Annotated in this window: 20 protein-coding genes and 1 pseudogene; 6 read left to right on the top strand and 15 right to left on the bottom strand. The window is 68.4% G+C overall.

What is annotated here, in order from left to right; genetic code table 11:
* Window positions 1-148: 148 nt before the first annotated feature.
* Window positions 149-625 (bottom strand): SRPBCC family protein, encoded by a 477-nt coding sequence (locus GVY39_RS30015; protein WP_159930283.1) that lies wholly within the window; start codon window positions 623-625, stop codon window positions 149-151.
* 112 nt (window positions 626-737) lie between these two features.
* On the opposite strand from GVY39_RS30015, the gene GVY39_RS30010 reads away from it, so the two are divergent.
* Genes GVY39_RS30010 through GVY39_RS29995 form a run of 4 tightly spaced genes read left to right on the top strand, consistent with a single transcriptional unit; the run spans window position 738 to window position 4,483 of the window.
* A complete protein-coding gene (locus tag GVY39_RS30010; RefSeq protein ID WP_195070731.1) occupies window positions 738-1,490 on the top strand; it encodes an SDR family oxidoreductase in 753 nt (250 codons plus the stop codon).
* A gap of 44 nt (window positions 1,491-1,534) precedes the next feature.
* Window positions 1,535-2,401, top strand: coding sequence for a carbohydrate ABC transporter permease (locus GVY39_RS30005; protein WP_159930281.1), 867 nt, complete (start codon window positions 1,535-1,537; stop codon window positions 2,399-2,401).
* Window positions 2,391-3,212 carry a carbohydrate ABC transporter permease gene (locus tag GVY39_RS30000; RefSeq protein WP_159930280.1) on the top strand — a complete coding sequence of 274 codons (822 nt, stop codon included), beginning with the start codon at window positions 2,391-2,393 and terminating at the stop codon, window positions 3,210-3,212. The genes GVY39_RS30005 and GVY39_RS30000 overlap by 11 nt, the downstream gene beginning before the upstream one ends.
* A complete protein-coding gene (locus GVY39_RS29995) occupies window positions 3,209-4,483 on the top strand; it encodes a sugar ABC transporter substrate-binding protein (RefSeq protein WP_159930279.1) in 1,275 nt (424 codons plus the stop codon). Before GVY39_RS30000 ends, GVY39_RS29995 begins: the two co-directional genes overlap by 4 nt.
* Before the next feature lie 55 nt (window positions 4,484-4,538).
* Here GVY39_RS29995 and GVY39_RS29990 read toward each other — a convergent pair whose 3' ends face one another.
* The 6 genes from GVY39_RS29990 to aztB all read right to left on the bottom strand — a co-directional run bounded on the left by GVY39_RS29990 (window position 4,539) and on the right by aztB (window position 12,345).
* Complete coding sequence (locus tag GVY39_RS29990; protein WP_236565751.1) at window positions 4,539-6,389, bottom strand: hypothetical protein; 1,851 nt, start codon at window positions 6,387-6,389, stop codon at window positions 4,539-4,541.
* A gap of 59 nt (window positions 6,390-6,448) precedes the next feature.
* Window positions 6,449-7,129, bottom strand: a complete 681-nt coding sequence (locus tag GVY39_RS29985) for a hypothetical protein (RefSeq protein ID WP_159930278.1) — start codon at window positions 7,127-7,129, stop codon at window positions 6,449-6,451.
* 125 nt (window positions 7,130-7,254) lie between these two features.
* A complete protein-coding gene (bla, locus tag GVY39_RS29980) occupies window positions 7,255-8,160 on the bottom strand; it encodes a class A beta-lactamase (protein WP_159930277.1) in 906 nt (301 codons plus the stop codon).
* A 67-nt stretch (window positions 8,161-8,227) separates the two neighbouring features.
* Window positions 8,228-9,391 carry a zinc metallochaperone AztD gene (gene aztD / locus GVY39_RS29975; RefSeq protein WP_159930276.1) on the bottom strand — a complete coding sequence of 388 codons (1,164 nt, stop codon included), beginning with the start codon at window positions 9,389-9,391 and terminating at the stop codon, window positions 8,228-8,230.
* Between the two features lie 33 nt (window positions 9,392-9,424).
* Window positions 9,425-10,342, bottom strand: coding sequence for a zinc ABC transporter substrate-binding protein AztC (gene aztC, locus GVY39_RS29970; RefSeq protein ID WP_159930275.1), 918 nt, complete (start codon window positions 10,340-10,342; stop codon window positions 9,425-9,427).
* Window positions 10,339-12,345: a zinc ABC transporter permease AztB gene (gene aztB / locus GVY39_RS29965; RefSeq protein WP_159930274.1), complete on the bottom strand. Its 2,007-nt coding sequence runs from the start codon at window positions 12,343-12,345 to the stop codon at window positions 10,339-10,341. Before aztB ends, aztC begins: the two co-directional genes overlap by 4 nt.
* Window positions 12,346-12,402: 57 nt before the next feature.
* Between aztB and aztA the strand changes: the two genes are divergently transcribed.
* Window positions 12,403-13,098: a zinc ABC transporter ATP-binding protein AztA gene (gene aztA, locus GVY39_RS29960; protein ID WP_159930273.1), complete on the top strand. Its 696-nt coding sequence runs from the start codon at window positions 12,403-12,405 to the stop codon at window positions 13,096-13,098.
* Here aztA and GVY39_RS29955 read toward each other — a convergent pair.
* Entirely contained in the window at window positions 13,095-14,294 is a 1,200-nt protein-coding gene (locus GVY39_RS29955) for an MCE family protein (protein ID WP_159930298.1), read from the bottom strand. The genes aztA and GVY39_RS29955 overlap by 4 nt on opposite strands.
* 182 nt (window positions 14,295-14,476) lie before the next feature.
* Between GVY39_RS29955 and GVY39_RS29950 the strand changes: the two genes are divergently transcribed.
* Window positions 14,477-15,844: a cytochrome P450 gene (locus GVY39_RS29950; protein WP_159930272.1), complete on the top strand. Its 1,368-nt coding sequence runs from the start codon at window positions 14,477-14,479 to the stop codon at window positions 15,842-15,844.
* A 52-nt stretch (window positions 15,845-15,896) separates the two neighbouring features.
* Here GVY39_RS29950 and GVY39_RS29945 read toward each other — a convergent pair whose 3' ends face one another.
* The 7 genes and pseudogenes from GVY39_RS29945 to GVY39_RS34800 form a co-directional block, all read right to left on the bottom strand.
* Window positions 15,897-17,123, bottom strand: coding sequence for a cytochrome P450 (locus tag GVY39_RS29945; protein WP_159930271.1), 1,227 nt, complete (start codon window positions 17,121-17,123; stop codon window positions 15,897-15,899).
* Window positions 17,124-17,154: 31 nt separating this feature from the next.
* Window positions 17,155-18,285: a dihydrodipicolinate reductase gene (locus GVY39_RS29940; protein WP_159930270.1), complete on the bottom strand. Its 1,131-nt coding sequence runs from the start codon at window positions 18,283-18,285 to the stop codon at window positions 17,155-17,157.
* Between the two features lies 1 nt (window position 18,286).
* On the bottom strand, window positions 18,287-19,894 hold the full coding sequence (locus GVY39_RS29935; protein ID WP_159930269.1) for an acyl-CoA synthetase: 1,608 nt from the start codon (window positions 19,892-19,894) through the stop codon (window positions 18,287-18,289).
* Window positions 19,895-19,918: 24 nt separating this feature from the next.
* Complete coding sequence (locus GVY39_RS29930; RefSeq protein WP_159930268.1) at window positions 19,919-21,169, bottom strand: hypothetical protein; 1,251 nt, start codon at window positions 21,167-21,169, stop codon at window positions 19,919-19,921.
* 5 nt (window positions 21,170-21,174) lie between these two features.
* Window positions 21,175-21,726 carry a nuclear transport factor 2 family protein gene (locus GVY39_RS29925; RefSeq protein ID WP_159930267.1) on the bottom strand — a complete coding sequence of 184 codons (552 nt, stop codon included), beginning with the start codon at window positions 21,724-21,726 and terminating at the stop codon, window positions 21,175-21,177.
* Complete coding sequence (locus tag GVY39_RS29920) at window positions 21,726-21,950, bottom strand: ferredoxin (RefSeq protein ID WP_159930266.1); 225 nt, start codon at window positions 21,948-21,950, stop codon at window positions 21,726-21,728. The genes GVY39_RS29925 and GVY39_RS29920 overlap by 1 nt, the downstream gene beginning before the upstream one ends.
* A 61-nt stretch (window positions 21,951-22,011) precedes the next feature.
* A pseudogene (locus tag GVY39_RS34800) lies at window positions 22,012-22,140 on the bottom strand (cytochrome P450); the annotation flags it as partial.

Below are 22,140 nucleotides of genomic sequence, written 5' to 3'. Positions count from 1 at the left end.
CGTGCAGTCCGCGCCGAGTCACGCTCGTGAGGTCAGCCCGGACGACCACGTCGTGCCTGTGCACGCCGTTCGGGCACCAGATCGAGACCTGTATCGGGCCACGGAAAATTGGCGACGAACAGGTTGCATGGGGCAGGGACCGCGAGGCTCACGGTGTCGCCGGATTCGCTTCCTGTTCGACCAGTGCCGCGAGGCGGTCGAGCGAGGCCGAGAGCTTGTCGGCGGTGGTCGCACGGGCGCGGACGAGGCGCTTCTCGTCGGTCAGCGATGTCCAGTCATAGGTGTGGGTCACCCGGGTGCGGCCCTCGCCCACCGGTTCCAGCTCCCAGCGCCACAGGTGGCCGGGCGGCTGACTGCCGGGCTCCGACGGGCGCCACGCGATTCGGCTGCCCTCCTCGAACTCCACCACGTGGTTGTCGCGCACGGCGCCGTTGGTCAGTGTCGTGCTGAACACCGACCCGGCTTGCCGCACTCGCTGCCCGGTGGCGGCCTGCGCCAGATTGTCGTTGCCGTCCCAGCGCGGCTGTTGGGCCGGATCCGCGATGAGCTCGAAGATTGCCGCGGCGCTCGCGCCGATCTCGCGGCTGGCGCTGACGATGCGGGGTACGTCGTTCTGGTCGGTCACCTGGCGATCGAATCACCGGGTCGACCGCCGAGCAAGCCTTCTGCTCGAGAATGTGGTAATTCAGCGGTGCGGAATGACCGCCTCGACATCCGATCGACGAAGGGACGCGCTCATGGCCGAGCGAGTTGCAGTAGTGTCCGGCGCCGCACGAGGAATCGGTGCGGCGATCGCCAAGCGATTGGCGGCGGACGGGCTTCGGCTCGGCGTGCTGGACCTCGATGCGGCCGCGTGCGCCGACACCGTCCGCGCGATCACCGAGGCCGGCGGGCGGGCCGTCGCGCTCGGCGCAGACGTGTCGAACGAGGAGTCCGTCGCCGCCGCCGTCGGGCGACTGGAGGATGAGCTGGGCGCGCCGACCGTCGTGGTGAACAACGCGGGCATCCTCCGGGACAACCTGTTGTTCAAGATGAACGTCGGCGACTGGGACGCGGTGATGAACGTGCACCTGCGCGGAGCCTTCCTGCTCACCCGCGCGGTGCAGAAGTACATGGTCGAGCAGAAGTGGGGCCGGGTCGTCAACATGTCCAGCACCTCTGCGCTCGGCAATCGCGGCCAGGCCAACTACTCGGCGGCCAAGGCGGGCCTGCAAGGTTTCACCAAGACCCTGGCCTTCGAGCTGGGCAAGTTCGGCGTCACGGCCAACGCGATCGCTCCGGGGTTCATCGTCACCGATATGACCGCCGCCACCGCCGACCGCGTCGGCGTCTCGTTCGAGGACTTCCAGAAGGCCGCCGCCGCGCAGATTCCCGTGCAGCGTGTCGGCACTCCCGAGGACATCGCGCACACCGCCTCGTTTCTCGTGAGCGAGGGCGCTGGTTTCGTTTCCGGCCAGGTGATCTACGTGGCGGGCGGCCCGACCGACTGACGCCCGCCGGGCGGCGGCGGGCGGGGGCGGTAACGTCGCAGCACATGAACCGGCGTGCGGCTCGTCGTAGCGTGACGAGCTATGTCCTCCTGCTGCCGAGCCTGATCGGCGTCGGGGCGTTCCTGCTGCTGCCGATCCTGGTGGTGGCATGGCTCAGTCTGCACAGTTGGAACCTGTTGGGGCCCAGGGAGTTCGTGGGCCTGCGCAATTGGCGCTCGGTGCTGGGCGACGCCGCGTTCGGCCATGCCCTGCTGGTGACGCTCGCGTTGACGGTGATCGTGGTGCCCGCGCAGACCGTGCTGGGTTTCACGATCGCGGCTCCGCTCGCGCGACGGCGCGGCGCGCGGAGTCTGCGGGTGATGTACGCGCTGCCGTGGATGTGCGCGCCGGTGGCGGTGGGTGTGGTGTGGCAGTGGATGTTCGCGCCGACCGGGGGCGTCGTCAACGCCGTGCTCGGGCGGCGTATCGAATGGTTGTCGGATCCGGCGCTGGCGCTGCCGTCGGTGGCCGCGGTGAGCGTGTGGGCGAACTTCGGGTACGTGGCTCTGTTCTTCGTGGCCGGGATCCGCGCGATACCCGGCGAGATCCTCGACGCGGGGGCGCTGGACGGGGCGACCGGCTGGCGCCGGACCCGCTGGCTGATCCTGCCGCTGCTGCGTCCCACCATGTTCTTCGTGCTCGTCACCGGCGTGCTGAGCGCGTTCCAGACCTTCGACACCGTCTACGCGTTGACCAAGGGCGGGCCCGGCGATCGCACGGATGTGGTCGCGATGCGCATCTTCTCCGAGGCGTTCGACGCCGCACGGCCGGGCCGGGCCGCCGTCATGGCGCTGGTGGTCTTCGCGGTGATGTTCGCGATCACCGTGGCGCAGCACCGCTACTTCCGGAATCGGACCACCTATGAGTTCTGATCGCCTTCGTTCGGCGGCGGCGTACGCGGCGCTCTCGGCAGCGGCGTTGCTGACCGTGGCGCCGCTGCTGCTCAGCGCGCTCACGGCGGTGAAGACGCCGGACCAGTTCGCAACCGGGTCACCGCTGTCCCTGCCGCATCCGGCCACCACGGACAACTTCCGGACCGTGCTCGACTACGGATTCGGGCGGGCGGTGCTGGTGACCGCGCTGATGACGGTGTTCGTCACGGGCGGCCAGCTGATCACCTCGGTGCTCGCGGCTTATGCGTTCGCCCGCACCGACTTCCCGGCCCGTGACGCGCTGTTCTGGGTGTATCTGGCCACGATGATGGTGCCGCCGATGGTGACGTTGATCCCGCTGTATCTGATGTTCGCGGAAGTGGGCCTGCTCAACACTTTCTGGGCGCTGGTGCTGCCGTTCGTGTTCGGCTCGCCCTACGCGATCTTCCTGCTGCGCCAGTACTTTCGCGCGATTCCGCAGGAGTTGATCGGTGCGGCGCGGCTCGACGGCGCCAACACCCTGGACATCATCGTGCACGTGATGGTGCCGATGAGCCGGCCGGTGCTGGCGACGCTGACGCTCATCACGGTCGTCTCGCAGTGGAACAACTTCATGTGGCCGCTGGTCGCGAGCAGCGGTCGCTCGTGGCAGGTGCTGACGGTGGCGACGGCGAATCTTCAGACCCGGTACAACGCGCAGTGGACGTTGGTGCTGGCAGCCACGACGCTGGCCATCGCGCCGCTGGTGGTGCTGTTCGTGGTCTTCCAGCGGCAGGTGCTGCGGTCGATCGCGTGGACGGGGGTCAAATGAGAACCTCGACCCGCCTGGCGCTCGCCCTCGCGCTCGCCGCGGCCCTGCTGGTCGCGGCCGCCTTGTGGCTCGGTCGCGGCGGCGACGGGTCCGGCCGCACGGTGGTGGGGTTGCGGATCTGGGACGAGAGTTTCGTTCCGGTTTACCGTGCCTCGCTCGCGGAGTTCGAGCGGGCGAATCCGGACGTCGAAGTGCGGATCACGGTGGTGCCGTGGGCGTCCTACCAGCAGAAGTTGCGCCTGGACGTCGCCGGGGGCACCGCCGACGACTTGTTCTGGACCAACTTGTACGAGGACTACGCCGATGCCGGGCGTTTGATCGACATCGGGGCGGCGCTGGGTCCCGAAGCCGCGCGATCCTGGGACCCCTCGGCGGTCCTGCGCTACACGCGCGGCGGAAAGCTCTGGGCCGTACCGCAATTCGTGGATGCCGGCACAGCGGTGTACTACAACCGGGAATTGCTTGCGGCCGCGCACGTCGATCCCGCGGAGCTGACCGCGGTGCGGTGGAGTCCGAGCGACGACGACACCTTCCGGCCGCTGCTGCGCAAGCTGGCGGCGGCCTCCCCGTGGGCGTACAACGCGGGCCACGACTTCCAGTCCATCGAGCTGCCGTTTCTGGGTTCCGCGGGCGCCGCTTTCCAGGACGACCGGGACCGCTTCGTCTTCGACAGCCCGCAGGGCGTATCGGCGTTCGCCTATCTGGTGCGGTTGATCGCCGACGGGCTCGCGCCGGCACCCGCGGATACGAACACCAACCCCGAGTTCGCGAAGAATGCCTTCCTCCAAGGCAAACTGGCGCTGCTCCAGTCGGGGACGTTCAATCTCGCGCAGATCTCCCAGCAGGCCCGGTTCGAGTGGGGCGTAGCGCTGTTGCCGGAAGGGCCGACTGGGCGAGTGAGCACGAACAACGCGATCGGCGTGGCAGGCAACGCCGCCACCCGCCATCCGGACGCGGTGCGCCGGGTGCTGGCCTGGCTCGGAAGCGGCGCGGGCAATCGCCACCTGGCCGAGAACGGCGCCACCATCCCGGCGGTCGTCGCCGAACAACAGCGCTATCGCGACTACTGGCGCGGGAAAGGGATAGACGTCTCCCCCTTCTTCGATGTGCTGCGCGGCCCGCGCATCTCTTCCGGTGGCGGTCCAGGTTTTCCGGCCGCACTCCGCGCCGTCGAACCCCTTCTCGCCGAGATGTATCTGGGCCGGATCCCGGTGCCGGAGGCGCTGTCGCGCGCCCGCACCGCGGCCGAGGCCGCCGTTGCCGGGAACTGAGCGAGCACGTGATCGCCGGGCCGCGCCGCTTGCGATATGACGCCGCGGTGGTGGTTCAGTTGTCGTAGGAGGCGACGCCGACCGGTCCGACGCCGACGCACAGATCCAGTCCGGTCGTCCGGGAGGCGATCCGAAGTGCGGATCCGCCTCCGACGAGGCGGACGAACACGGTGTTGGGCCCCTTCCGGACCGGCGCCGTCACCGCTTCGCCGTGTTCCAGAGCGACGGTTATCCGACCGTCACGGCTCGCGAGGTAGTTGAGTTGCGCCGTCCATTTGTTCTCGAGCATCGGACCGTCGAGCAGCAAGCGGGCCTGCGCTGCGCCGTGGATCCGGTACCCGCAGCCGGGCTCGGGGCCGGGGAGGATGATCCGGTTCCACCACACCGCCGCCTCGACGATCCGACCGTCGTCGGTGATCATGCGCAGGTGGGGTGTCGAGTCCGCGAACGTGCCGGGAGCGGCGATGGGCGCCAGCACATTGCTGGTGAGATTCTGGGGATAGGCCAGGGGGTTCAGCACAGTCCACGGGACCTCCTGCTCCAGAAGGGGTGCGCCGTCCCATGCGCTCAGCGCCGATCGCACATTCGCTAGATAGGTTTCGGTCGGACCCGCACGCCACGATCGCACGAACGTCCAGGTGGACGACAGACTGCTCACGAGGAAAACCACGGTCACCGCGACCGTCACGGGTCCGCGCGGAAGCGCCACGCGCGTCGGGCCACTCGACGGCCGGGGACGGGCGCGCAGCATCAGCGCACCGGCGGCGGCCGACACCACCGCCATGTCGGCGACGTAGCGCAGCGACTGCATCAGCTCCGCCGCGGTGTTCGGCCCGCCGCGAGCCAGGGCCACCGCCAGCTGAACGACCAGAACGTACGCCGCGGCCGTCGACCAGACCGCCCCGACCCGCTGCCTGACGCGGATCGTCAGCGCCACCACGACCAGCAGCGCCAGCCAGGCCGACACCACCGCCCATCCGGGCGGATCCGCCCACGGCGTCGACGGTAGCCACCGTTCCCACACCCAGGGCCCGCCGAACAAGGCGGGCACGATCCCCAGAGACGCCGCACCGGGCAGTAGGTCGCGCAACTCCTCCCACCCATCGGGTAGGCCGGGACCGTCCACCACCACGAAGTATCCGATCGACCAGCAGGCCAGCACCGCGCCCGATCCGATCCACAGCGCCGCGCCCCTGCGCAGCACCGTGCGTATGGCGCCCTCGCCGCCGTCGACGTAGTGGGCCAGCGCCGTGACGGCGAACGCGACGAACGGCACGATCACCGACTTCTCGAAGAAGAGCAGCGCCACGGCCGTCACCGCGACCCCGGACAGCGCGTATCGGCGCCGCCCGCCGCGCACCAGCAGCACCGCGTCGCCGATCACCCAGGCGAGGGCGAATTGCAGCGGCAGCGCGTTCAGAGCGGCTGCCCACCAGGCGAAAGCCGGGATGGTCAGTGGACAGAAAAGGTAGAAGACCAGCGGGAGCAGGATCGGCCACCGCGGGCCCGCCACCAGCAGCAGCATGCGAACCACGGCCACCGACGCGCCGAGCTGCATGACCAGCAGCACCACCACCGGCCCGGCCCAGGCCAGGGGCGCCACCGCGTTCACCGCCCACGCCGTGGCGAAGGCCAGCGGCATGAAGTGTCCGTCGTGGTCGTACAGCAGCAGGTCCGTTGACCACAGCCCGTATCGAGCCGCTCGGCCTGCCAGGATGAGATCGTCCCAGTAGAAATAGCCGCTGTCGGCTACCCACCAACGGATCGCCAGCTGCGCTACGACCAGACAGCAGGCCACGACAACCACCGGCTGCGCTTTCGAGATGCCACGGAACCGGACGCGCGCCGACGCCCCGGACCGAGGGGCGGGCGCGGACTCCGGCAGGGCCAGCACAGCAGTGTCCATGTCATCCCACCGTAGCGTCGGTCAGGCCGGGATCGCGTCCCTTCGGGTCGCCGGACAGTTCAGGTCCGGTCCCGCCAGTACGGCGGGGAGTCCGACGGCTGCGTCTCCTCGACGTCCAGTGCCGCGTCGGCCCGCAATGCCTCGATCAGCGCGGCGCTTCCCGCGACGCCGGTCCAGGGCAGATCGATCTCGGTCGCGACGAACCACGCCCGGTCGGCGGGCCAGATGAGATTCGGGCTGTTGATCGGTCGTGACCAGCCCGGAAGCAGGTCCGCGGCGCCCCACTGCCCGGCCTCGCGCAACGGCCCGCGGAACAGCAGGTAGTCGCGCGCCGGAATCCGCACCCGGGGGCCGTCTATGACCTCCGGCGGGAAGGCCGGTGCGACGCTGGGTGCGGCCGCGAGATTCGTGGACGAGTCCATACTGAACGACACGACGACCGACGAGCCACCGTAGATGTCGCCGAAGCCGTCCCAGAGTCCGAAATAGCAGTCGTCCGGCGTCTCGGTGTGCCCGGCGAGGATGTTCGACAGCCGCTGCAGGACCTCGGAGTCGAGGTCGCCCGCGCGGTCTCGCAGCGCATCCGGATCCGACGGGTCCTCATCGGGTGTGGCGGGGTGGAACAACCGGGCATACCGGGTGAACCCACTGGGACCCATCGAACACAACTGCGTCCATGGATCGCCACGCTCGGTGAACCAGTCAGCCTTGGAGACGTCCGGTTCATGTCGCAGTGGCATCGTGCCAATCTAGCTGCCGCGCAACGTTTTCCCGCCAGCGCGAATAGCGGGAGCCCGAGAACTCCGACTCGGACATCGCGAGGTTCCCTCCGGCACCCGATCGAGAGCGCGGGCACCCCATCGGTCTAAGTGAGGGTTTCTACGACGTACGCGGCGGCCTCGGCGAGGAGGGCTTGGTCGTAGGCGGCGTCCCGGGTGGCTTTACCGGACATGATGGCGACGACGAGCGGCGCCGAGTCCGGGGGCCACACGATCGCGATGTCGTTGAGGGTGCCGTAGTCACCGGTTCCGGTCTTGTCGGCCACCTTCCATCCCTGCGGTACGCCGGCCCGGATCCGCTGCGCACCCGCGGCCGTGGCGTTGCGTTCCAGAAGGTCGCGGAGGAAGTCGCGCTTGTCGACCGGCAGGGCGTCACCCAGCACGATCCGGTCGTAGACCTCGCCGAACGCTCTAGGAGAAGTCGTGTCGCGCGGATCGTCAGGGGTGGCCTCCGTGATCGCGGGCTCGATCCGGTCCATCCGGGTGACCATGTCGCCGAGACTCCGCGCGTACGCCGTCAGCTCGGCCGGTCCACCCAGATCACGGAGCAGGAGATTGCCGGCGGTGCCGTCGCTGTAGCGGACCGCGGCGTCACACAGCTGACGGATCGTCATTCCCGTGTCCACGTACCGCGGGGTCACCGCGGCGTTCTTCAGGAGGTCGTCGCGGGTGTAGGTGACGACGGTGTCCAAGTGCGACAACGGATTACGCTGGAGCACCGCCGCCGCGGCCAAGCCCTTGAACGTCGAGCAGAACGCGAATCGTTCGTCCGCGCGGTGGGCGATGGTGGCGCCTGTCCCGGTCGCGCGGGCATACACGCCCAGGCGTGCGTCGAACTTTCGTTCCAACTCGATCAGGCGATCGTGGCGCTCGTCCGCTTGGACGGTGGGGGCAGAGGACGGGGTCTTCTCCCGTGCGCACGCGGCCAGCGGTAGGAGCGCTGCCGCGGCCAGCAGAGTGCGGCGACCGATGGTCGAGGGCGACAGCGTCATACTCGTCCTTTCACCGAACTCGTCATCGCGGTCATCATCCTCTGTCCCCACCGACGAGAGCCAGGAGTCAGTGAGCGACCACACCGCTCATTTCGTTCGGGGTGCTCGGCAGCGTGACACTCGCCGTCTTCGCTCCGGTCTCCAGCTCGATGCGGTGGACCTGCTTGGTGGCGGGGTCCGAGACGTAGGCGGTGCCGCCGCGGACGAACAGCGCGGGCCGCGGCTTCTGCCATTCCAGCGGTTCCTGCCAGGTACCCGTGACCGGGATCGTGCGCACGACGGCGCCCGCGACGGGATCGATGACGTGGATGCGGCCATCGGTGCCCAGGACCAGGGCTTCGCCGCGCGGGCCGCGGGCCAGCGAGCGGAAGGTGTAGCTGGTGCCGATATCGACCAGACGCAACGCGCCGGTGACCGTGTCGATCAGCGAGATCTGCTGCGGTCGTTCGAGTTCGGCGTCCTTGTCCTGCTTGTAGTCGCCGAGGACGATGGGCGAGGTCTCGCTGCCCGCCTGGTTGCCGATCCGGCCGTACTCGGTCGGGCTGGTCACTTTGGTGATCGTGCCGTTGCGGTAGACCAGCACGCCGTTCTGGCAGCCGATCACGACGGCCTCGCCCGCGGCGGTCGCCTCACCGTGCACGCCGGGGCAGTCCTCGTTGCGCGCCTTCTCGGTGCGGTTCTTGTCGAGCACCACGATCCCGGTCCGCTTCTCCTCGGTGCCGAGCGTCACGACGAGGTCTCCGTTGGCGAGTTCGATCGCGACGCCGTGGTGCGGGGCGGCCGCGCGGTAGGTGGAGGTCTTCGGTTGCCCCTCGGTGAGTTCGGCCGAGTCGAAAGCGACCACTTCACCCGTTCCGTCGCTGAACAGCACGGTCCGTCCGGCATGCCGCACCACGTGGCCGGGCTCGGGGGCGGGGAACGCGGTGCCGGTGAATTCGGCCGCGGCGGCGTCGAGGACACGGAAGCCTTCTTTGGTCGAGACGATCAGATGGCGGTCGTCGCCCGCCGGGTTGAGCCGGTTGAAGCCGTCGAGGTCGACCGTGCTCGCGAGTCGGAGGGTGGTTCCGTCCAGTACGTGGATTCCGCCGTCGTAGGTGACCGCGACAGGCTCGGCGATCTGTTCGCGCCGAGAGTCCTGCGCCGGGGAATCGTCGGCGCCGCATCCTGCGACGGCGAGGGTCAAGGTCAGCAAGCCGGTCAGGGCAGCCGATTTCGTGGTTGGTGACCGCATGGGTGGCTCCGTCTTTCGTTCTGTGGGTGGGCGCTAAGGGGCGGTGAGGCCGCGCACGATGGACTCGGTGTTGGCCCGCATCATTTCCAGGTAGGTGCCCGCGCCGCCGCCCGGTTCGGTGAGCGACTCCGAGTACAGGGGGATCACCTGCACGTGCACACCCGCTTGGTCGGCGAGCACACGCGCCAAACGGTCGGGTTGCGAAGAATCGGCGAAGATCGCGCCGACCCCGGCGGCCCGGATGGTTCCGGCGAGGGCGGACAGATCCGACGGGCTCGGCGAGGCCAGCGTGGTTCCGCCCGGGATCACGGCGCCGACCACGTCGAAGCCGAATCGCTGCGCCAGGTAACCGAAGACGTGGTGGTTGGTGACCAACTTGCGCCGCTCGGCAGGGATCGTCGCGAATCGCTCGGCCATCCACTGGTCGAGTCGATCGAGTTCGGCGAGGTAGCGGTCGGCGCCGGTGCGGATGGCCGCCGCGTCGACACCGTCGACATGCTCGATAATCCGGTCCCGGATGACCTCCACCGCCCTGCGCACACGGCGCGGATCGGTCCAGAAGTGCGGATCCGGCCTGCCGTTCCCATCGTCGGCGGAGTAGTTGATCGGATCGATCGCCGCGCCGACGGAAACGCCTGCCACCCCGGACTTTTCGGCAGCCTCGACATTGCGCAGCACGCTCTCCTCGAGACCGAGACCGTTGTAGACGATCAGGCTCGTGCGTTCGAGCAGGGCCGCCTGCTGAGCGGAGATCGCGAAGAAGTGCGGGTCCGCGTCAGCCTGCATGAGCACGGTGACCTCGACGGTGTCGCCCGCGACGGCGCGGGTGAGGTCACCGAGGATGTTGGTGGTGACGACGATTCCTTCGCGGTTCGCGCCGGAAGTCGAGCATGCGGTGAGTGCGAGCAATGCGACGCCGATCAGCGCGCACAGCCGTGCGGTGAGTTTCATCGGCCGGTCTCCACCATCGTTGTCGGGTTGATGTCGAGGTCGAATGTGCGTGCGGTGCGCAGGTTGTCGGTGTAGTCGATCTCGTGGACCGCACGCCCCGCGGGATCGTTGACGTAGGCGCGGTGCTCGTCGACGAGGATCAGCGGCGCAGGCGCACCGGGGCGTACCGGCGCGGTGAGTGGTCGCGCCGCCGCGGACTCGCGGCCGGACGCGGCGTCATAGCCGTGCAGGAGGCCGTCTTCGGTGAGGGTCAGCAGCGCGGCGCCCTCCCCCGCCGTGTTCGCCGCTACCACGGGCCCGGTGTCCACCGAGGTCCAGGTCTTGCGCCTGACGTCGAGCACCCAAACGCCCCGCCGACCGGCCTTCGCCACCAGCGTCGCGCTGCCGGGGCGATGGAAGAACTCGACCGCGCGGTCGGCCTCGGCGGTCCCTTGCGGATAGGGGATCTTCTCGCCCGTGAACTCCGCGTTCCGTGCCGTCACCACCAATGCCCCATCGGCGCAACCGAAGACGACGCCGCGCCTGGTCACCGCCGAGCCGCGCGGATGCGTGCAGCGTTGCGCCACGACCGCGACCTGCGCGCCGTCCCGGGTCCGGACCTCGATGTGCTCACGGCCGGGCACGGCCACGAGCAGGTGCTCTGCGTACGGCACGGCGGCTCCGTCCGCGATCGCGCCGCGTTCGGTCGGCGACCCCGCGCCGAGCGCGGAGCGGTCCAGCAGCCTGGTGCCGCCCGTTTCGAAAGCCACTGCCGTGACCGCGCTGTCACCGTGCGTCGCGGCCACCGGACCGCCGGTGAGCGTGCCCACATCGCGGGCGGACGCGCGGTAGTAGTGCACGTGGTCGCCGTGGTCGACCGTCCACGCGCCCGCGTCCACGATCCGCACCCCGCCGCGGGCGGACAAGAAGGCGAAGCGCCCGTCGGTGCTCACGCGGTCGACGCCTTCCATCCTGCCGAGATCGATGACGTCCTCGGTGATGAGGTCGAGCACCCGCACGGCGCCGGTCCCGTTGTCGGCCACGACCAGACGCGGCTGCGCTTCATCGGTCTCCTCCGCGCCCGCCACGTATCCGTGGGGCGTCGGCGCCGCAGGTGGCGGGGATTCGGTGGTCCCGCAACCGATCAGAGGTGTGATCGCGGCGAGGACCAGCAGCAGTGCCAGTGGTCTCGGGGTCGCGCGCGCGGAGCGGACCCGATCGCGCAGCCAGGCCGACAGCGCGGAGACGAAGAACAGAGCGACGGCGGTCGCCGCGATGGTCGCCCCCGCCGCGGTCCCCGCGTGCCAGGAGATCAGCAGCCCGGCAACGGTGGCCACCGCGCCGAGCGCCGCGGCGGTGAGCATGATCAATGGGATGCGATGCACCCAGTAGACGGCCGCCGCGGGCGGCGCGATGAGCAGACCGAAGACCAGCAGCGTGCCGACGATGTGGAAGGACGCCACGATCGCGAGGGTCACCAGGCCGATCAGCGCCACGTTGGCCACGCGGGGACGCATCCCGAGGGTGTGCGCCTTGCGTGGGTCGAAGGTGAGTGCGACGAACGCCCGGTAACCCAGCACCGAGACCACGAACGCGATGACCAGGGCCGCAGCCAGATACCACAGGTCACGCTCGCCGACAGCGAGCACATCACCGAAGAGGAAGCCGGTCAGGTCGACCGCGAACGAGGGCGAACGCGACACGATGATCACGCCCGCCGACAGCATCCCGACGAACAGCAACCCGATGCCGGTGTCCGCGGCGAACCTGGTGCTGCGGCCGAGCACCGAGACGCCGACCGCCATCGCCGCGGCGCTGCACGCCGCACCCAGCAACAGGTTGCCGCCGAGCAGCGCGGCGATCGCGACGCCGGGCAGCATGCCGTGCGCCATCGCGTCGCTGAGGAAGGCCATGCCGCGCACCACCACCCATGTTCCGGCCAGCGCGCACAGGCACGACACGAGCAGTCCGCCCCACAACGCCCGCTGCACGAACGAGACCTCGAACGGGGCCAACCACTCCATGACGCATCACTCTACAATGAGAATGATTTTCATTTCAACGAGGAGATCGGAGTAGCCATGCCGCCGCCAGCTGTCCATATCGCCGGGGTGACGGCCGGGTACCGGGGACGCCCCGTCCTGCACGAGCTCACCGCCACGATCCCGGGCGGACAGGTGACGGCGCTTGTCGGCCCCAACGGGTCCGGAAAGTCCACTCTGCTCGGCATCCTCGCCGGAGTCATCGCGCCCACCGTGGGCACCGTCCACCGGGAGCATCTGCGGCGCCCGGCATTCGTCGTGCAGCACAGCGGCGTTCCCACGACTCTGCCGATCACCGTCCGGGAAACGGTCACCATGGGTCGTTGGGCACACCGCGGCGCATGGCGGCGCCTCACCCGGCAGGACCGCGCCGTCGTGCGCGCGTGCCTCGACCGGATGGACATCACCGACCTGGCCGAACGCAGGCTCGACACCTTGTCCGGGGGGCAGCGTCAACGAGCGCTGCTCGCCCAGGCGCTCGCGCAGGAATCGGATCTGCTCTTGCTCGACGAACCGACCACCGGCCTGGATTCGGCCGCGCAGCAGGAGATTTCCGAGGCCATCCGCCGGGTGGGAGCCCAAGGCGTGACGGTCGTACACGCCACGCACAGCCGCGAGGACGCCCTGCGCGCCGACCATTGCCTGCTGTTGGACGACGGTCGCGTGACCGGCCACGGTGATCCGCACACGATCTTGCACCAGGACGCCGAACCGGTTCGCGCCGCCGTCGACTAGCGCGGCACTCCGGGCATGCCGGCGAACAGGATCTGAAAGACCTCGGGTGGATTGGGCGTGACTACGGTGGACGGCGCGAAGGGCGCGCCCTCGTTCGTGTCGGTGACCACGTAGTCGGCATGACTGCCGGGGACCCGGTCGAGGATCCCGGCGCAGCGTGGCCCGCCGGTCGCGTTCACTTTCGGCAAGTCATCGGGGTATTCGTAGGGTTGCGCGCCGTACATGAAACTGGCGTTGAAGATCGCGCCGGGCTTGTTTCCTCCGATGATGGCCTCGGCCGCGGGAAGCGCTGTCGCTATGCCGACGACTACGCAGTACAGCACGGGTGAGTACGTGTCCAGCAGCGCACTGGTAGGCCGCAGGATCTCCAGCGCGGTGGTGAGCTCTCGCTCGTTCTCCGCGAGCGCCGACCGGGTGGTGCCGGCCAAACCGATGAGGTTGAGCAGCACGGCGTCGAGGTCTCGCGAACCGTGAGTGAGCGTCCCGCTCGTCGTGGTGAGATTGTCCGCCGTACGCAACAGATCGGGTGCGGTGTCGGCATACAGTCCGGTGACCTCTCCCGCGGCCGACAGATCCCGCCGCAGCGCGGGCAGGCTCGGGTTGAGCTGCCGCAGGTAGTCGTCGGTGCGGGCGAGCAGATCGCCCAGCCGGTCGCCGCGCCCGTGCAGTGCTGTGCTCAGCGCGGCCAGAGTGGCGTTGAGTTCGGCCGGTTCGACCTCGGCCAGGATCTCGCTCAGGTGCTGGAACAGCGTGTTGTATTCGACGGTGACCGATTCCGCGCGGATCGTCGCGCCCGGTCGGATGGATGTCGGCGCGGGAATGTTCGGCACGACGAAATTGACGTATTTGGCGCCGAATACGGTGGTGGAGCGGATATCCACCGTCGCGTTGGCGGGCACCAGCTCCAGGAGTTCCGGGTCGAGCGCGAGACGTAGGCGCGCCTGGTCGCCACGAGACTCCACCGCGCTCACCCTGCCGAGCTCGACACCCCGGATGCGCACCTTGGCATCGGTATCGAGGACCAGTCCCGAACGCGGTGTCTCGACGGTCACGGTCACCGTCGAGCGGAACCGTCCGGCGTACATCGAAACGGCGACCACGACTATCGCGCCGATGAGCAGGATCATCCCCGCACCCGCGACTTTAAACCGCACCAGCCGCCACGTCACCACAATGGTCTGTCTGCCGAAATTCATTGTCGAATCCACCGATCACTTCTTGTCGCGGGCTGTGCGGAGACGGCGGTGCGGCACAGCTGCGGCCCGAGCCGTCCGGCCTGGGCGACGGCGATCGCCTTGCCGGACGGTCGCTAGCCGTAGTACTGTCCAGACACGTGTCCATCATAAAACTTGGACACTTATCTGGGGAAGGATTTCCAATGACTCTGGTGAAACCACGTCGGGTATCCGGAGGCGACCACGAGCACGGTCATCTGGAGGAGTTCCGCGTCGACCCGATCGGCCTGATGCGCCGGGTCCGGGAGGAGTGCGGCGACGTCGGATCGTTCGATCTGGCGGGGCGTCAGGTGATCCTGTTGTCGGGCGCGGAGGCCAACGAATTCTTCTTCCGTTCCGGTGACGAGGACCTCGACCAGGCCGCCGCCTACCCCTTCATGAAGCCCATCTTCGGCGACGGCGTCGTCTTCGACGCCAGCCCGGAGCGTCGCAAGGAAATGCTGCACAACCAGGCGTTGCGTGCCGAGCACATGCGCGGGCACGCCGCGACCATCGCCCGTGAGGTCGAGCGGATGCTGGCGCGCTGGGGCGACGAGGGCGAGATCGACCTGCTCGACTTCTTCGCCGAACTGACCATCTACACCTCCTCGGCGTGCCTGATCGGCGTGAAGTTCCGCAACGACCTCGACGACCGATTCGCCCACCTCTACCACGACCTGGAACGAGGCACCGACGCGCTGGCCTACGTCGACCCGTACGCGCCGATCGAGAGCTTCCGCCGCCGCGACCAGGCACGCGCCGAGCTGGTCGAGCTGGTCCAGGCGATCATGGATCGCCGGGCGGCCGACCCGCCGACGGGCAAGGACGACCGGGACATGCTCGACGTGCTCATCTCGATTCCCGGCGACGACGGCAAGCCGCGATTCAGCGCCAGCGAGATCACCGGCATCTTCATCTCGATGATGTTCGCCGGCCATCACACCACCTCCGGCACGGCGGCCTGGACGATCATCGAACTGCTGCGCCATCCCGAGGTGCTCGGCCAGGTCGTGGCCGAGCTCGACGAGCTCTACGCCGACGGCTCGGACATCAGTTTCGGAGCGCTGCGGCAGATTCCGCACCTGGAGTCCGTCCTGAAGGAGACGTTGCGCCTGCACCCGCCCCTGATCATCTTGATGCGGGTGGCCCGAGGCGAGTTCGAGGTCTGCGGTCATCGCATCGAACCCGGCGACCACGTCGCGGCCACCCCCGCGATCTCGAACCGGATTCCGGAGGACTTTCCCGATCCGGACGCTTTCGATCCCGGCCGCTACATCGATCCCAACCAAGAGGACATGGTCAACCGCTGGACCTGGATTCCGTTCGGCGCCGGCCGCCACCGCTGCGTCGGCGCGGCGTTCGCGCTCATGCAGTTGAAGGCGATCTTCTCGTTGTTGTTGCGCGACTGGGAGTTCGAGATGGTCCAGCCGTCGGAGAGCTACCGCAACGACCACTCCAAGATGGTCGTGCAACTGGCCCAGCCCTGCACCGTCCGCTACCGACGGCGCCGCAAGGACGACGACATCCGCTGATGGGCCCGGCGTGGGCTCCCCGCCGGCAGCGCCGGGGAGCCCGCACCCGAAGCTATTCGTATCGCACCCGCCAGCTCTTGATGCCGTTGATCCACCCCGACCGCAGCCGCACGGGTTCGGATACCTGACGCAGATCGGGCATCACGTCGGCGATGGCGTTGAACATCAGATCGATCTCCAGCCGGGCCAGATTCGCCCCGACGCAGTAGTGCGTGCCGGTGCCGCCGAAACCCACGTGCGGGTTCGGATTGCGCAGGACATCGAAGGCGTACGGATCCTCGAAGCCCTCTTCGTCGAAATTGGCCGAGCTGTAGAACAGTCCGAGCCGCTGGCCCTGCCGGATGGACTGCCCGCCCAGCTCCAGATCCGCTGTCGCGGTGCGCTGGAAGGCCGTCACCGGCGTCGCCCAGCGCACTATTTCGTCCGGCGCGGTGCGCGGACGCTGTTGCTTGAAGGTCTCCCATTGTTCGGGATTGTCGATGAAAGCCTTCATCCCGTGCGTGATGGCATTGCGGGTGGTCTCGTTGCCCGCCACGGCGAGCAGGATGACGAAGAAGCCGAACTCGTCGGAGCCGAGCGCCTCGCCGTCGACATCGGCGTGCACGAGCTCGCTCACGATATCGCCCACCGGACAGGCGCGGCGCTGCTCGGCCATGTTCCAGGAGTAGCCGAGGATCTCCGCCGAGGCCATGGCGGGATCGCCGTACTCGGGATCGTCGTAGTTGAGCATCTGGTTGGACCAGTCGAACAGCTTGCGCCGATCCGACTGCGGCACACCGATCAGCTCGGCGATCGCCTGCAACGGAAGTTCGCAGGCGACCTGTTCGACGAAGTCGCCGCCACCGGCCTGTTTGGCTCCGTGCACGATACGAGCGGCGCGTTCGGTGAGTGCGGCTCGCAGGTTCTCCACCGCGCGCGGCGTGAATCCCTTGGAGATGATCCGCCGGATCTTGGAGTGTTTGGGCGGGTCCATGTTCACCAGCAGCGCGCCGGTGACCGCCATCTGATCGGGCGTGATGTCGCCGGGCAGGCGGATGATGGCGCCTTTGCGCTCCGAGGAGAACAGTTCCGGGTGCTTCGAGATCTCCTTGATGTCGGCGAGTTTGCTGACCACCCAGTAGCCACCGTCGCGGAAACCACCGGATGTCTCGTCGGATTGCGCGTTCCACCACACGGGTGCGGTTCGCCGCAGCTTCGCGAATTCCTCGACCGGACGACGGTTCTGCCATAACGCCGGGTCGGTGAAGTCGAATCCGACCGGCAGTGCCGGTGCTGCCATAGCTACCTCCTAGATGAAACGTGCGAGCCGATCAGCGCGGCGAACTGCGTTGTGCGGCCGTGTGTTCCGGACGGACGGACGAAAGGTCGGCCGCCTCGTCACCCTCGGCTCCGCACAAGGAGGCGGCGGCACGCCCCGCGACGAGCGGCAGGTCGAGATAGGTCCGCACACCCGGTTCGGCGGCGACGACGTAGGGAATCGAGTTCACGCAGTGCATGGCCGTGGCGACGATGCCGGGATTGCGGGCCAGACCGGCGGCGGTACTGTGGGCGTGCATGCCGGTGAACGTCACCGTCGCGCCGGGATCGCCGACGATTTCGACCTCGTAGCGCTCACCCGAGGGCCCGAACGTCCACGGCGGATCCAGGTTCTCGGTGCCCATGAACCAATTCACCGCGGCCGTGATCACCGCCTCGCCGTGAACGGTCCCCTGCCAGCGGAATCGTTGCGCGGCCACGCGTCCCGGCGCGATCGGGCCGATGGGCGAATCGATCGGCGCGGTGGCCACCGCCACCTCGTGCGTCACCCGCAGCCGTTCGTCGAGCGCGATGCCCAGCGCTTCGGCGATCATCCACACCGACTGGCTGTAGCCGCCCGCGAGCACGTTCGCCATGACACTGGTCGCGGCCTGTTCCGGCGTGGCGCCGAACAGCATCCAGTCGCGGACCACCTCGGGCGCGCCGTAGGTGCGGATGTCGGAGAACTCTTCGGCGCGCACTTCGGTGATCGCGCCCGACAGCGCCGATACCACCAGCGGGATCTTCTCGGTGATCCCGCCGGGATGTATCCCGGTGCCGTGCAGGGTCACCCCGGCCGCGCGGCACAGCTCGTCGTAACGCTGCCGCTCCGCGCGCCGCGGATGAAACCAGCCCAGCGGAGTGACGATGTTCTTGCCGGACCGCAGGATCGCGCGCACCGTCTCGGTGTCGGCCATGAATGGGCTGTACAGCACGCAGTCGGCCGGCGTGGCGAGCAAGCGGTCCACGTCGGTGGTCGCCCGCACCCCGATCGGCGGGCGGCCGACCAGCTCGCCCAGATCCACGCCGTCCTTGCCCACGCTGTGCACCCAGGCTCCCACCAGCTCCAGCTCGGGATGGTCGAGGACGCCCTCGATGGCGGCCCGGCCGACCCCGCCGGTCGCCCACTGGATCACGCGGATCATGTCAGTCCACCTTGTGATCGGGTCCGCGATCGGCCACATACTGTTTGGCCCACCGGTAGTCGGGTTTGCCGCTGGGCGCCCGCACGATGGCGTCCGCGACCCAGATCTGTTTCGGCACTTTGTATCCGGCCAGGAAGTCGCGCACGTGCGCCTGCAGGTCGCCGAACTCGACCGGCCCGGGGCCGGACAGCGACACCACCGCGGCGACCTGATGCCCCCAGCGCTCGTGGGGCACTCCGATCACCACCGCGTCGTCGATCGCGCCGTGCGCCTTCACCACGCTTTCGACCTCTTCGACGAACACTTTCTCGCCGCCGGTGTTGATCACCATGTTGCCGCGGCCGATCAACGTGATCGAGCCGTCGGTCTCGGCACGGGCTCGGTCGTCGGTGGCGACCATGCGCAGGCCGTCGACGGTCTTGAACAACTTCTCGGTCTTGCCGGGATCCTTGTAGTAACCGATCGGCACGTTGCCGGTCTTGGCCAGCCAGCCTTCCGATCCCGGGGCGACGGGGTGACCGTCGTCGTCCACGACGACCGCGCCGCGGCCGGTCTGCACGCGGGGTCCGCGCGCGGGATCGTCGTGCTTCTGGGCGAACCCGATACCGCCGAAACCGGTTTCCGACGATCCGATGGAGTCCGAGACGACCGCCCAGGGAAACAGTTCCAACAGCGTGTTCTTCACCGGTTGCGACAGCAGCGCGGCGCCGGAGGCGATCGCCAGCAGCCCCGAGGCGTCCACCGGCTCGCCTCGGTAGGCCTCGATCAACGGTCTGGCCATGGCGTCGCCGGTGATCACCATGACCTGAGGTCGTTGCTCGGCGACGGTCCGCCAGACGCGTCCGGCGTCGAAGCGGGACTCGAAGATCACGGTGTTGCCCGACCACAGCGCCGTGAAAGTGGGCATCATGGCGGCGGCGTGGATCAGCGGCGGCAGCACCAGCCAGGTACCCGGATCGTTCCGGGCACCGGCGCGCGACTGCTGGAACTCGTCGGCGACCGGTTCGCCGGTGTAGAAGTCGATGCCGCCACCGAGGACCCGCCACATGTCCTCTTGCCGCCACATGACGCCTTTCGGCATGCCGGTGGTCCCGCCGGTGTACATCATGAACAGGTCGTCCCCGCTGCGCGGCACCACCGGGCGTTCCGTCGGCCGGGCGGCGAGGGCGGACTCGTAAGCCGTCGCCGCGGCATCGGCCACGCCGGAGAATTCGTCGGCGACGCAGATCGTGTGCCGCAACGTGGAGGTCAGCGCAGCGGCTTCCCGGACGGTTCCGACGTAACAGGAGTGGTGCACGAGCACCTCGAGATCCGCGTTGTCGTAGACGTAGGCCAACTCGGTGACGCCGTACCGGTAATTGATGTTGATCGGGACGGCGGAGAGTTTGAAGCACGCGATCAGCGTCTCCATCGTCTCGATACTGTTGTGCATCTGGAAACCCACGTGGGTGCCCGCGCCGACGCCGATGCTCGCCAGATGGTGCGCGAGCTGGTTGGCGCGGTCATCGAGTGCACGGTAGGTCACCCGGCGGCCGGACTGGATCAGAGCCACCCGTTCGGGCATGGCGTCCACGGAGTGCTCGAAGAGGTCGGCGAAGTTGTTGGCCATGGCAGTCCATCTCTGAGTGGGCGGTCACACGACGGTGAGGGGAAGGGGTATCCCCCGGTCGGTGAACGTGAACGCGGCGCCGGTGCTGAACCGGGTGATCGCGACCTCCGTCGCCTCCCGGATCGGTTTCTCGCCGAGCGTGACGGCGGCGCTCCAACCGTGTTCGCCCGCCGCGACGACCTCCGCGCTGAAACGCGGATTCACGCCGCGTACCAGGGCGTTCAGCGGCTCGATGTGCTCGGGGGCGAGCATCGACGGCCAGGTTCCGTCGGTGTGCGCGCCGCTGGCGGACGGGAACGCCACTGTGACGGTGTTGTCGGTCATGCCGATCTCGACACCCGTGTAGGGCAACGGGTTCAGGGCGGGATGCAGGCGCAGTACCGTCGCCAGCGCGGCGGCGTCGTCGCCGAGGCCCAGGCAATTCCGCAGCCGCTCGCTGGTGATCCCGGCGATCCCGGCGAACTGTTTGCGGCCGATCTCCAGCGCCGCCGCCGCGTCTGCCCGCGCGCGCACCGCGATCATGAAACCGAGGGTGAGCAGATGGTGTTGCAGGCAGACCTCGTCGGCCAGACGCACCAGCGCGGATCGGGAGAAGTCCGCGAAGCGCACATCGCTGAGCAGTGGACCGGAGTAGTCCGCCCGCCCTTCGTCGTCGCGGTCGATCGCGGTCAGCTCCAGCCCGGCCGCCGCCGATCCGGCGACCAGGTCGGCGTCGGGCGGCACCGGCGGCGGCACATGAGCGGGGTCGATGACGACCGTCCACGCGCACACCGGTTTCCGGTCGGCCGGCCGTCGCGGCGGGCGGTGGATCGGCCGGACCTGAGCGTGCGGGTTGGTGGCCAGCGCGGTCGCGTCGAAAGTCGGGTCCTCGATGTCGTGGCACATCGACACCACGAAGTCCTCGCCCATGGGTTCCACGTCGGCCAGTGCGCCGCAGTGGTCGAGCCAGAACTCTCCGCGGTGGTCATCGTCGACCCGGAAACGGAAGTCCATGAACTGCGGTGGAGCGCCGATATCCAGTTGCAGGCCCTTGAAGATGGTCTCCACGCCGTCACCGGCGAAGCCGAGCGCTCGCTGCATGCGCCGGGTGTAGACCGGGCTGGCCACCTGCCACTCCGCGATGGCGATCTCGGTCATGCCCTCGCGACCGAACGCGCCGAGCGAGTGCGCCATGCCGGAACGGTCGATGAGGTGTCCGCACAAGAGCAGTTCGGGAAGCAGCGCGGCCAAGGTGTCCCGACCCAGGTCGGCGAATCGGCTGTGTGGTGCAGTCATGTCGGTCACCACAGCGCGACGGGCGATTCGCCGACGCGATACCAGCCGGGCAGCGGCTTGCCGGAGGTCGAGCGCTCGATGCGCTTCTGCATGCCCGGCGTGAGCGCTTTGTTCGTGATCATCTCCAGGAACAGCGCCGAGACGTTGCCGAAGTCGAAGAAGTCACGCTGCCAGGACCATTGGAAGTCGCCGCCGTAGCGGAACCAGCTGCCGCCGATGCCTTCCGGCGAATAGTTGCGTCCATCCGGTCGTTCGGCATCGCTGATCTGCTTCCAGAATCCGATGACGTTGCCGGTGCGTTCGTCGACCACGAATTCCTGATAGGGGTAGGTCCAGCCCTCCAGCCCGGCCATCTCCTGGCCGAGTGCGAGTTCGCGGATCTCCTCACGTCCGACGGCCATGAATTCCTGGGTGGGACCGTAATTCCACCCGTAGGTGGCGTCCTCGGTATACATCTGCGCAAGCGGCTTCCAGTCGCCCTTTTCCTCGCAGCGCTGGTTCTCCACGATCCAGCGCTGGATCATTTCGTCGAGCTCGGCGCGATCGAAATCTGGCATCAGTCGGTACCTTTCGGTGCGGAGTCGGTCGCGCCTTCAGCGATCGACAGGGCTTGGGTGGGGCAGTAACGGATCGCATTCGCCACGGCGGACCGCAGGTCGGCGTCCGGGGCGTCGTCGAGGATTTCGACCTGGCCGCGTTTGGGGACCGTGAACACCTTCGGCGCCTCGGCCTGACAGACCGCGTGTCCTTGGCACAGATCGAGGTCGGCCCGGATTCTCATGATCGGCTCCTCGCGGCCGGGCGCGGACACCTCGGCACACGGATCCGGTGGGATCGACGGCTCATCGGGTCTCCACGGTGATGGGCAGGTGCGCGAAACCACGCACGTTGGACGAATGAACACGCACGATCCCCGACTCCACGACCTCGAAGGACCGCACCCGCGACGCGAACTCCCCCAACGCGACCCT

Source organism: Nocardia sp. CY15, assembly GCF_009829295.1.
Taxonomy (GTDB): Bacteria; Actinomycetota; Actinomycetes; order Mycobacteriales; family Mycobacteriaceae; genus Nocardia; species Nocardia sputi.
This window is presented reverse-complemented; position numbering and strand designations above follow the sequence as displayed.